The organism is Streptomyces europaeiscabiei (assembly GCF_001550375.1).
GTDB classification, from domain to species: Bacteria; Actinomycetota; Actinomycetes; order Streptomycetales; family Streptomycetaceae; genus Streptomyces; species Streptomyces europaeiscabiei.
In genome coordinates, this window is sequence record NZ_LRTR01000162.1 from 1 (window position 1) to 10,895 (window position 10,895).

Sequence of the window (10,895 nt, forward strand, 5' to 3'; positions counted from 1 at the left end):
CGCTGGAGCAGGGGCAGCCGGGGCAGCGAGGGGCCCGGGGGCACCGGCGGCCGGGCGGCGGCGTCGATCGCGGCACGCTCGGCGGGCGGGTGTTTCACGGGCCGACCAGGCAGTTCGCCCGGCGGGCAGTTCTCGATCTCGCTGCCGTCGACGGGGTTGACGGTGAGCAGGAAGTCGCCCGCGAGGAGTTGGACGGTGCGGGCGAGTGCCGGAGCGTGCCGGTCGAAGTCCTGCGTCAGCGCGTCACGTGGTGGACGCTTGGGCTGCGCCTGTCCGTCGTCATGGCCGTGTTCTGCGGGTCCCCGGTTGTTCGGGTCCATCGGTTCAAGCCCCCCAAAAGCGTCTCGTGTGCTGGAGCCCCTCCCGGCCTGGCCGCACACCGCGCTGTCGCTTCTGGTCCGGAACCCGCTCGAGGGTAGCTGGCAGCGGGCAGCCGAACCCTAAACCTTCGCACAGTATCTCCGACAGTCCGGGGCCCCACGCCGTCCGAGACGTCACAGTCTCGTGAGGATTGCGCGGGTGGTGCGTTTCGCCCCCATGGTCCCCATGTTCCTCATGGCCCCCATGACGACCGAGGGGGCATGCCGACCGGAGGGGTCATGCCGACGGGTGTCCCGCACACACCGAGCCATACGTAGGGATCCGCACACGCGTTCAGACTCTGGGCAACGACTCCAGACCGATGCCGCCCTCGATCGCCAGGATGCGGTGCAGCCGGGTGGCCACGAGCAGCCGCTGCATCTGCGGTGGCACATCGCGCAGCACCAGCCGCCGGCCGCACCGTCCCGCCCGCCGGTGGGCTCCCATGATCACCCCGAGTCCGGTGGCGTCCCAGGAGTCCAGCTCTGACAGGTCGAGCACCAGGTCGCCGGCTCCGTCGTCGACGGCCGAGTGCAGGACCGTACGGGCGTCCGCCGCGCTGCGTACGTCGAGGCGGCCCCCGACGACCAGCTCGGCGTGGTCGCCCCTGATGTACATAAGCGCTCCCCGTGAGTGCGTCTCGTACTCCGTGATGTGGGTGATGCAACCTCTGACGGCGTTTCACACCCTCAGGTTGCCGTCTGTGAGCGAACCGATACCGAATTCACCTCAAGGGGTGAGGCCGGAGAGGCTCATGCGTTCACATGCGTGGGAAGTGCGACCCGTGACGCCGTGTCGGTGTCAGTAGGTGTAGAAGCCCTGCCCGCTCTTGCGTCCGATGTCACCGGCGTCAACCATCCGGCGCATCAGCTCCGGAGGTGCGAACTTCTCGTCCTGGGACTCGGTGTAGATGTTGCTCGTGGCGTGCAGCAGGATGTCGACGCCCGTCAGGTCGGCCGTGGCCAGCGGTCCCATCGCGTGGCCGAAGCCCAGCTTGCAGGCGAGGTCGATGTCCTCGGCGGTGGCGACGCCCGACTCGTACAGCTTCGCGGCCTCGACGACGAGGGCGGAGATGAGACGGGTGGTCACGAAGCCGGCGACGTCGCGGTTGACGACGATGCAGGTCTTGCCGACCGACTCGGCGAACTCCCGTGCGGTGGCGAGCGTCTCGTCGCTGGTCTTGTAGCCACGCACCAGTTCGCACAGCCCCATCATGGGCACCGGCGAGAAGAAGTGGACGCCGACGACCCGCTCGGGCCGCTCGGTGGCTGCCGCGATCTTGGTGATCGGGATGGCGGAGGTGTTCGAGGCGAGCACGGTGTCCTCGCGGACGACCTTGTCCAGGGCCCGGAAGATCTCGTGCTTCACTTCGAGCTTCTCGAAGACGGCCTCGACGACGATGTCCGCGTCGGCCGCCGCGTCGAGGTCCGTGGTGGCGGTGATCCGCCCCAGGGCCGCCTCGGCGTCCTCGGCCGCCAACTTCCCCTTGCTCACGAACTTGTCGTACGACGCCGTGATGCCGCCGATGCCACGGTTGAGCGCCTCGTCGGTGACGTCGCGCAGGACGACGTCCCAGCCCGCCTGCGCGGACACCTGGGCGATACCGGACCCCATGAGTCCGGCTCCGATGACAGCGAGCTTCCGTGCCACTGTGCGACTCCCCTGGTACGCGCTGTTGATGGGTTACCTCTTCGGCGGACACTAGCGCTCACGGAGGGCCGTGTGACCGCTTAGTAACGCGAGTCACGTCTCAATGGGCGGACATCACACCGGCGGCACTCACTCGGAGGGTCGTACGGCGTAGTTGAGCACCTTGTCGCTCAACAGGCCCTCCATGCCGTCCAGGAGAAGAAGCACCTCTCGGGACACTTCGTCCGGATTGCGCCCGGCGAGCATCTCCCGTCCGATGACCGCCATCACCGTCTGGTGGACCCAGTTGACCTGACCCGCGATCAGGGTGGGCAGGGAGTCGTCGTCGGCGGCACCGGTCTCCTCCCTCAGGGCCGCCTCCAGGTTGTCCTGGATCTCCTGCTGGATGCTCCACAGCCTGGAACGCAGGGCGGGCGCCTCGTGGATGGCCTTCATGAAGCGGTCGTAGCCCTCCGTCAGGCCGACGTGCGGCGAGACCGCCTCGACCTCGGCGCGCAGTTCGCGCAGGACGGCGGCGACGGCCGACTCGCCCCGGTCCCGGGCGCGCACCCAGCGGGCGAGGCGTTCGACGATGCCCTGGCTGCGGTCGAAGAAGAGGTCCTCCTTGGCGGGGAAGTAGTTGTAGACCGTGTTCACGGAGACGTCGGCCGCGTCGGCCACCTCCGCGATGGTCACGGTCACGAAGCCGTGCTCCAGGAACAGACCGGTGGCGATGTCCGAGATCCGCTGCCGCGTCTCACGCTTCTTGCGCTCCCTGAGCCCCTCTGCCATGGCCACATCGTAGGTCGCCCCGCCGGTCACCGGGGATTCACTGGACCCTCTGAAAATTTGGTGGCATTGCAAAATTTCAGTGACTCTGTTTTTCTGAGGCCATGCCCATCATCAGTACAGCCGGTCTGGCCCGTACCTTCCGGACGAAGCGCGGCCCCGTGGAAGCCGTGCGCGGAATCGACCTCACCGTCCGCCCCGGCGAGATCCTCGGCTTCCTCGGCCCGAACGGCGCCGGGAAGACGACGACCCTGCGGATGCTCACGACCCTGCTTCCCCCCACCGGCGGCGCGGCCACGGTCGCGGGCCACGACCTGGCGACCGACGCTGCCGGGGTGCGCCGGGCCTGCGGCTACGTCGCACAGTCGGGCGGGGTGGATCCGCAGATCACCGTGCGGGAGGAGCTGGTCACCCAGGGCCGGCTCTACCGCCTGACGAAGAGCCAGGCCGTCGAGCGCGCGACGGAGTTGGCCCGCGACCTGGACCTGACCGAGCTGCTGGACCGCAAGTGCGCCGCGCTCTCCGGCGGCCAGCGGCGCCGCCTCGACATCGCCATGGCGCTCACCCACCGCCCCCGGGTCCTCTTCCTCGACGAGCCGACGACCGGACTCGACCCCGGCAGCCGTGCCGATCTCTGGGAGCTGGTCCGCCGACTGCGCGACGAGCACGGCACCACGGTCTTCCTCACGACGCACTACCTCGACGAGGCGGACGCCCTCGCCGACCGGATCGTCGTCGTCGACCAGGGCCTGGTCGTGGCGGACGACACCCCGGGCGCGCTCAAGCTGCGGCACGGCGGCTCGATCGACGCCACGCTCCAGGACACCTTCCTGGCCATCACCGGGCGCGGGCCCTCCCCCGCCGACACCACCCCCGTAGCCGTCTAGAACCGTCCGAGGACTTTGATGCTTCTTCACGACACCGCGCTGATCTTCGGGCGGTACGCCCGCCAGACCCTGCGCTCCCGCTTCGCGATGCTGTTCGGCGTGCTGATGCCGCTGCTGTATCTGCTCTTCTTCGGGCCGCTGCTCACCGGCGTCCCGCTCGGCACGCGGGGCAGTTCCTGGCAGGTGCTGGTGCCGGGCCTGCTGCTTCAACTGGGCCTGTTCGGGGCCTCGTTCGCGGGCTTCATGGTCATCCTCGAAAAGCAGACGGGGGTGATCGAGCGGATGCGCGTCACCCCCGTGAGCCGCCTCGCCCTGCTGCTGGGCCGGGTGCTGCGCGACGCGGCGGTCTTCGTCCTCCAGGCGGTGCTGCTCGTCCTCGCGGCCCTGCTCATGGGTCTGCGCGCACCGCTCGCCGGCATCCTGATCGGCTTCGCCTTCGTGGCCCTGCTGACGGTCTCGCTCGCCTCGTTGTCGTACGCGCTCGCCATGAAGGCCCGCTCCCAGCACGAGTTCGGCCCGGCGGTGAACGCCCTCACCATGCCGTCGATGCTCCTGTCGGGCCTGATGCTGCCGATGTCCCTGGCCCCCGGCTGGCTCGACGTCCTCTCCCACTTCGTGCCGTTGCGCTATCTGGTGGACGCGATGCGGGACGCGTACGTCGGCGCTTACGCCACCCCGTCCATGTTGTACGGCGTTCTGGTCGCCGTCGGCCTCACGGCGCTCGCCGTGACGGTGGGCACACGGGTCTTCCGGACGGCCGGAGCGTAACTACGCTGGTCACATGGTCAATCTGACGCGCATCTACACCAGGACCGGCGACAAGGGCACCACCAACCTCGGGGACATGAGCCGGGTGCCCAAGACCGATCCGCGGATCTCGGCGTACGCGGACGCCAACGAGGCCAACGCGGCGCTCGGGACGGCGATCGCGCTGGGCGGGCTGGCGGAGGAGGTCGTCAAGGTCCTCACCCGGGTGCAGAACGACCTGTTCGACGTCGGGGCCGACCTCTCCACCCCCGTCGTCGAGAACCCCGAGTTCCCGCCCCTGAGGGTCGAGCAGTTCTACGTCGACAAGCTGGAGGCGGACTGCGACCACTTCAACGAGCGGCTGGAGAAGCTCCGCTCCTTCATCCTGCCCGGCGGCACCCCCGGCGCGGCCCTGCTCCACCAGGCCTGCACGGTGGTCCGGCGGGCCGAGCGCTCGACGTGGGCCGCCCTGGAGGCCCACGGCGAGGAGATGAACCCCCTCACCGCGACCTACCTCAACCGCCTCTCCGACCTCCTGTTCATCCTCGCGAGGACCGCGAACAAGGAGGTCGGAGATGTGCTGTGGGTGCCGGGCGGGGAACGCTAGCCGCTTCCCGGGGCGTTCGCGCGGAGCGGCCAGGGGTCGCCTGCCGTTCCGCGGGCCCTCTGGAGAAGGCCCGTCGCGACGAGGACGCCGCCCACGCACATCATCACCACGCCGACCTTGGCCAGGGTGACGACCGGGACCTCCACTCGGTCGGTGAAGAGCCACAGGGTCAGGCCGATCGCAAAGGTGCCGACCCCTTCCACCAGGTTCTTCATCGGCTTGCCCCTCGTGCCGCTCATCGCCCGACACCCTCTTTCGAGTACGTGCCCCGGTGCTCGCCCTCCGGGGCACCCGGCTCCTTCTTCGGCCAGATCAGATAGGCGAGAGCCACCAGCCCGTGGATACCCGCGGCCCGGAGCGCCGTCCACTGGAACGACCGCAGCGCATCGACGTTCCCGTCGTCGCCGACGTACCAGACGGCACCCTGGAGCAGCACCAGCGCGACGGCTGCCGCCACCACCGTGCGGAGCCAGAGGCCGCCCTCGTACCGGGTCCTGGCCAGGCCGTACCTGGGCGGCCCCGGCGGCTTGGGCCCGCCGCCCAGGCGGTGCGCCGCGTGGCCGTCCAGCCAGGTGATCATGTAGTGGCCGTACCCCACGGTGAAGCCGATGTAGAGCGCCGCCACACCGTGCTCCCAGCTGGGCTCGGCGCCGTTCTTCAGGTCGATCGCGGTCACGACGAACAGCACCAGTTCCAGCACGGGCTCGCAGAGCAACAGCACGACACTGGCCCGGCGCTTCTTCAGTAGGTAACGGACGGCCAGGGCCAGGGCCAGCAGCACCCAGAAGCCGACCTCACAGGCGATGATCAACGCGACGATCACGACTCGCTCCTTTCGGTCACACTTCCAGACTCCCGGCCGCCGGCCCTCGATTCGTCGTCGGCGGTGACGAAGTCGCGGTACATCGAAAGATGCAGTCCAGGACCGTTCGCGGGCATCAGGCGCCGGGCACCCGTCCCGTGTTGGATGGAGTCATGGCCGTACGACCGCCCCGCCCGCACCGCATCGACGTGTACATCGCCGTCGCCGGGCTCCTCGGCGGCCTGCTGCTGTGGGGCCTGGGTCTCACCACACGCACCCCCCACGACGGGCTCGTGGTGTTCGAGGGCCCCTGGTGGGTGCTGCCGCCCCTCGTCGTGACCGCCGGCTGCGAGGCGCTGCGCAGCACCATGCCGCGCACGGCCCTGCTGGTCGGGTGGGCCGCCCTGACCCTGGAGACGATGACCCAGGGCAGCCTGATCACGGTGCTGATGTTCACCGACCTTGTGTACGCGGCCGTGCTGTACGGTCCGGCCGCCACGGCCCGCCGGGTCCCCTGGATCGCCGGACTGGTCACGGTGGCCTTCACGGTGGTGCCCCTCGCGGCCTTCCGGAAGCCGGATGCCCTGCTGATCGGTCTGGTCGTCGGGCTGGTCTCCCTCATGCCCGCCGCCACCGGCTGGATCGTCCGCAACCACCGCGACGCCGCCGAGGCCGCCCGGCTGCGCGCCGAACAGACGGCCCTGCTGGCGGAGATGGACCGCGCCCAGGCCGTCGTCTCCGAACGGGCGCGCATGGCACGGGAGTTGCACGACATGGTCGCCAACCACCTCTCGGCGATCGCGATCCACTCCACGGCCGCGCTCTCCCTCGACGATCCGGCGACCTCCCAGCAGGCCCTCAAGGTCATCCGGGAGAACAGCGTCGAGGGGCTGACCGAGATGCGCCGGCTGATCGGCATCCTGCGGGACGCCGGCGACGACACCGAGCCGTCCGCCGCGCCCACGCTCGACGGGCTCGGCGCGCTCGTCGACGGAGCCCGCACCAACGGACTCGACGTCACCCTCGACGCCGACCACGGCGACGCCCTCCCCGCCCCCGTCGAAATGGCGGCCTACCGCATCGTGCAGGAGTCGCTGACCAACGCCCTCAAACACGCCTGCCCCGGCCGGGTCACCGTCGCGCTGCGCCAGGCGGACGGCTCCCTCGGCATCGCCGTGACCAGCCCGTACGGCGATCGCGACCGTCCGAGCGCGCCCGGCTCCGGCGCCGGTCTGGTCGGGATGCGCGAGCGGGTCGCGCTGCTGGGCGGCACCTTCGAGGCGGGCCCGGAGAGCTCGGGGCACGGCAAGATCTGGAGCGTCCGCGCCGCCCTGCCCGTCACCGAAGGAGAACCCGCATGATCCGTGTGCTCGTCGCCGAGGACCAGTCCGCCGTACGGTCCGGGCTGGTGCTCATCCTGCGCAGCGCGCCGGACATCGAGGTGGTCGGCGAGGCGGCCGACGGCGAGCGGGCGGTGACACTCGCGCGGGAGCTGCGGCCGGACCTGGTGCTGATGGATGTGCAGATGCCGCGCCTGGACGGGGTGTCGGCGACCCGCCAGGTGGTCGCCGAGGGCCTGGCCGACGTACTGGTGCTCACCACCTTCGACCTGGACGAGTACGTCTTCGGGGCGCTGCGGGCCGGCGCCGCCGGGTTCCTGCTGAAGAACACGGAGGCGAAGGACCTCATCGAGGCGGTACGGGCGGTGGGACGCGGCGAGGGCCTGATCGCCCCGGCCGTCACCCGGCGCCTGATCGCCGAGTTCGCCGCCAAGCCCGTACGCGAACCCACGGCCGATCCGTCGGTCCTCGACTCCCTCACCCGGCGAGAACGGGAAGTCCTCTCCTGCCTCGGCGAAGGGCTGTCGAACGCGGAGATCGCCGGGCGCCTGGACATGGCCGGAGCGACGGTGAAGACGCACGTCAGCCGCCTGCTGGGCAAGCTCGACCTGCGCAGCCGGGTGCAAGCGGCGGTACTCGCACAGGAGTTGGGGGTCTGACCTCACCGGGGTGTCCCGCATGAGCGCACTGGTCCAGACCCATTGACCTATGGTCCAGACCTTTCTATTCTCGGCCGCACTGCGCCACGTCATGCTCATGCTCACGACACCCCACAAGGAGGCGCACATGCGCTTCAGGCACAGAGCCACAGCGGGTCTCGCCACCCTTCTCCTCCCCCTCGCCGGCCTGGTCGGTCTCGCCACGCCCGCGCAGGCCGCCACCGAGGCGACCGCCACCTACGCCAAGCCCCAGGACTGGGGCTCCGGCTTCGAAGGCAGGTGGACGGTCAAGAACACCGGCACCACGACCATCGGTTCCTGGACCGTCGAGTGGGACTTCCCCTCCGGCACGTCCGTCACCTCCGCCTGGGACGCGGACGTCACCTCCTCCGGCACGCACTGGACCGCCAGGAACAAGTCCTGGAACGGCACCCTCGCTCCCGGCGCCTCCGTCTCCTTCGGTTTCAACGGGAGCGGCTCAGGCTCCCCGGCCAACTGCAGGCTCAACGGCGGAAGTTGTGACGGCGGCCCCAGCGTCCCCGGTGACGCTGCACCGTCCGCCCCCGGCACCCCGACCACCTCGGACGTCACGAACACCTCGGTGAAGCTGAGCTGGAGCGCGGCCACCGACGACAAGGGGATCAAGAACTACGACGTCCTGCGCGGCGGTACCAAGGTCGCCACCGTCACCGGCACCACCCACACGGACACCGGCCTGACCGCCGGCACCGACTACTCGTACACCGTCCAGGCCCGCGACACCGCCGACCAGACCGGCCCGGTGAGCGGCGCGACCGCCGTACGGACCACCGGCGGCAGCAATCCGAACCCCGCCTCGAAGGTCAACCTCGGCTACTTCACCGAGTGGGGCGTCTACGGCCGCAACTACCACGTCAAGAACCTGGTGACCTCGGGCTCCGCCGCGAAGATCACGCACATCAACTACGCCTTCGGCAACGTCAAGAACGGCCAGTGCGTGCTGGACGACGCCTACGCGGCCACCGACAAGGCGTACACCGCCGACCAGTCCGTCAGCGGAACCGCCGACACCTGGGACCAGCCGCTGCGCGGCAACTTCAACCAGCTCCGCCAGCTCAAGGCCAAGTACCCGCACATCAAGGTGCTGTACTCCTTCGGCGGCTGGACCTACTCCGGCGGCTTCGGCCAGGCCGCGCAGAACCCGGCGGCCTTCGCCAAGTCCTGCAAGGCCGTCGTGGAGGACCCTCGCTGGGCCGACGTCTTCGACGGCATCGACATCGACTGGGAGTACCCGAACGCCTGCGGTCTGACCTGCGACACCTCGGGCCCGGCGGCCTTCAGGAACCTGATGTCGGCGCTGCGCACCGAGTTCGGCTCGAACTACCTGGTCACCGCGGCCATCACCGCCGACGGCTCCTCCGGCGGCAAGATCGACGCGGCCGACTACGGCGGCGCCGCGGCCTCGCTCAACTGGTACAACGTGATGACGTACGACTACTTCGGCGCGTGGGCCACCACCGGCCCGACCGCCCCGCACTCCCCGCTGACCTCCTACTCCGGCATTCCGACCGCGGGCTTCAACTCCGCCGACGCGATCGCCAAGCTGAAGGCGAAGGGCGTCCCCGCCTCGAAACTCCTGCTCGGCATCGGCTTCTACGGCCGTGGCTGGACCGGCGTCACCCAGTCCGCTCCCGGCGGCACGGCGACCGGCGCGGCCACCGGCACCTACGAGGCGGGCATCGAGGACTACAAGGTGCTCAAGAACTCCTGCCCGGCCACCGGCACCGTCGCGGGCACGGCCTACGCGCACTGCGGCACCAACTGGTGGAGCTACGACACGCCCGCCACCATCGGCACGAAGATGACCTGGGCCAAGAACCAGGGTCTGGGCGGCGCGTTCTTCTGGGAGTTCAGCGGAGACACGGGCAACGGAGAGCTGGTGACCGCGATCAGCAACGGACTCACGTAGCGACCACGCCCAGGAACTACACGTAGCGACTACACATAGCGCTTAGGCAACATTGACGCGCTGGCCGGGCGGGGCTGCTTCCAGCCACGCGAGGAAACCGGTCAGCGCGTCGTCGCTCATCGCCAGTTCGAGACGGGTCCCGCGGTGCAGACACGCGAGGATCACCGCGTCGGAGAGGAGCGCCAGCTCCTCCTCGCCCTCGGGGGTGCGGCGCCCGGCCACCTCGATCGCCGAACGCTCCAGGACCCGGCGGGGGCGGGGCGAGTACGAGAAGACGCGGTACCAGACGATGCGGTCGCCGTTGTAGCGGGCGACCCCGTAACCCCAGCCCTTGCCGTTCTCGTCGCTGCCGGGTTTCTCCGGGGCGTCCCAGCGGAGGCTGCAGTCGAAGGTGCCGCCGGAGCGCTGGATGAGGCGCCGGCGCAGTCCGAAGACGAAGAGCCCCACCACCACGAGCGCGATCACCGACCCGCACACAGTCAGAGCGAGGACCATCGACACCGACCTCCTCGTCTCCTAGGTAACGGAACGTAAAAAACACCCACATTCGCCTCAGCCGCGGCCGGGTCAGGATGAAGACATCCTGACCCGGCCGCGGCTGAGGTACAGCATCACACGACGTGCGGGCTCAGCGCGCCGCCGCCGTACGCAGTCGTACATCCGCGCGGCGCTCGGCGGCGGCGTCGCCCGCCGCCTTCGCGCGCTCCAGCTCACGCTCCGCGCCCTGGACGTCGATCTCGTCGGCCAGCTCGGCGACCTCGGCCAGCAGGGACAGCTTGTCGTCCGCGAACGAGATGAAACCGCCGTGCACGGCGACGACGACGGTGCCGCCCTCACTCGTACGGATGGTCACGGGGCCCGACTCCAGCACACCGAGCAGCGGCTGGTGACCGGGCATGACGCCGATGTCGCCGGACGTGGTACGGGCGACGACCAGGGTGGCCTGGCCCGACCAGACCTCTCGGTCGGCCGCGACCAGCGCGACGTGCAGCTCAGCAGCCAAGGTGGCTCCTCGGGTCACCACCCGGCGTCTTGGCCGGGTGTTGGGTACAAGTCTAGTAGGGCTCCGGGAATCAGATCGCCGGGGCCCACCCCGGGTCTTTCGGCCGGGGGTCCGGGGGCCGCGC

At 69.9% G+C, this 10,895-nt stretch carries 13 protein-coding genes and 1 pseudogene; 6 read left to right on the top strand and 8 right to left on the bottom strand.

Annotated features, from left to right (window positions below):
- From AWZ10_RS07135 to AWZ10_RS07150, 4 genes and pseudogenes are all read right to left on the bottom strand, one after another.
- A pseudogene (locus tag AWZ10_RS07135) lies at nt 1-320 on the bottom strand (ATP-binding protein); the annotation flags it as partial.
- 334 nt (nt 321-654) lie between these two features.
- Nucleotides 655-978 carry an STAS domain-containing protein gene (locus tag AWZ10_RS07140; protein ID WP_033526497.1) on the bottom strand — a complete coding sequence of 108 codons (324 nt, stop codon included), beginning with the start codon at nt 976-978 and terminating at the stop codon, nt 655-657.
- Between the two features lie 183 nt (nt 979-1,161).
- A complete protein-coding gene (locus AWZ10_RS07145) occupies nt 1,162-2,010 on the bottom strand; it encodes a 3-hydroxyacyl-CoA dehydrogenase family protein (protein WP_046705570.1) in 849 nt (282 codons plus the stop codon).
- 129 nt (nt 2,011-2,139) lie between these two features.
- On the bottom strand, nt 2,140-2,781 hold the full coding sequence (locus tag AWZ10_RS07150; RefSeq protein ID WP_060890715.1) for a TetR/AcrR family transcriptional regulator: 642 nt from the start codon (nt 2,779-2,781) through the stop codon (nt 2,140-2,142).
- Nucleotides 2,782-2,882: 101 nt separating this feature from the next.
- On the opposite strand from AWZ10_RS07150, the gene AWZ10_RS07155 reads away from it, so the two are divergent.
- The 3 genes from AWZ10_RS07155 to AWZ10_RS07165 are packed head-to-tail and all read left to right on the top strand — an operon-like array spanning nt 2,883 to nt 5,019.
- Entirely contained in the window at nt 2,883-3,665 is a 783-nt protein-coding gene (locus AWZ10_RS07155; RefSeq protein WP_046705571.1) for an ABC transporter ATP-binding protein, read from the top strand.
- An 18-nt stretch (nt 3,666-3,683) separates the two neighbouring features.
- A complete protein-coding gene (locus AWZ10_RS07160) occupies nt 3,684-4,433 on the top strand; it encodes an ABC transporter permease (RefSeq protein ID WP_046705572.1) in 750 nt (249 codons plus the stop codon).
- 13 nt (nt 4,434-4,446) lie between these two features.
- Nucleotides 4,447-5,019, top strand: a complete 573-nt coding sequence (locus tag AWZ10_RS07165) for a cob(I)yrinic acid a,c-diamide adenosyltransferase (RefSeq protein WP_060890688.1) — start codon at nt 4,447-4,449, stop codon at nt 5,017-5,019.
- On the opposite strand, the gene AWZ10_RS07170 is transcribed toward AWZ10_RS07165, so the two are convergent.
- On the bottom strand, nt 5,016-5,258 hold the full coding sequence (locus tag AWZ10_RS07170; RefSeq protein WP_046705574.1) for a DUF5708 family protein: 243 nt from the start codon (nt 5,256-5,258) through the stop codon (nt 5,016-5,018). The two genes, AWZ10_RS07165 and AWZ10_RS07170, sit on opposite strands and share 4 nt — an antisense overlap.
- A complete protein-coding gene (locus AWZ10_RS07175) occupies nt 5,255-5,842 on the bottom strand; it encodes a hypothetical protein (RefSeq protein WP_060890689.1) in 588 nt (195 codons plus the stop codon). The genes AWZ10_RS07170 and AWZ10_RS07175 overlap by 4 nt, the downstream gene beginning before the upstream one ends.
- A 152-nt stretch (nt 5,843-5,994) precedes the next feature.
- Between AWZ10_RS07175 and AWZ10_RS07180 the strand changes: the two genes are divergently transcribed.
- The 3 genes from AWZ10_RS07180 (at nt 5,995) to AWZ10_RS07190 (ending at nt 9,768) form a co-directional block, all read left to right on the top strand.
- The gene (locus AWZ10_RS07180; RefSeq protein WP_046705576.1) at nt 5,995-7,182 is read left to right on the top strand and encodes a sensor histidine kinase; all 1,188 of its coding nucleotides are present in this window, start codon (nt 5,995-5,997) and stop codon (nt 7,180-7,182) included.
- Nucleotides 7,179-7,820, top strand: coding sequence for a response regulator (locus AWZ10_RS07185; RefSeq protein WP_060890690.1), 642 nt, complete (start codon nt 7,179-7,181; stop codon nt 7,818-7,820). The genes AWZ10_RS07180 and AWZ10_RS07185 overlap by 4 nt, the downstream gene beginning before the upstream one ends.
- A 127-nt stretch (nt 7,821-7,947) precedes the next feature.
- Nucleotides 7,948-9,768: a glycoside hydrolase family 18 chitinase gene (locus AWZ10_RS07190; RefSeq protein ID WP_060890716.1), complete on the top strand. Its 1,821-nt coding sequence runs from the start codon at nt 7,948-7,950 to the stop codon at nt 9,766-9,768.
- Nucleotides 9,769-9,810: 42 nt separating this feature from the next.
- On the opposite strand, the gene AWZ10_RS07195 is transcribed toward AWZ10_RS07190, so the two are convergent.
- Nucleotides 9,811-10,263 (bottom strand): DUF2550 domain-containing protein, encoded by a 453-nt coding sequence (locus tag AWZ10_RS07195; protein ID WP_046705578.1) that lies wholly within the window; start codon nt 10,261-10,263, stop codon nt 9,811-9,813.
- A 133-nt stretch (nt 10,264-10,396) separates the two neighbouring features.
- Entirely contained in the window at nt 10,397-10,771 is a 375-nt protein-coding gene (locus AWZ10_RS07200) for a F0F1 ATP synthase subunit epsilon (RefSeq protein ID WP_037695399.1), read from the bottom strand.
- Nucleotides 10,772-10,895: the final 124 nt, after the last annotated feature.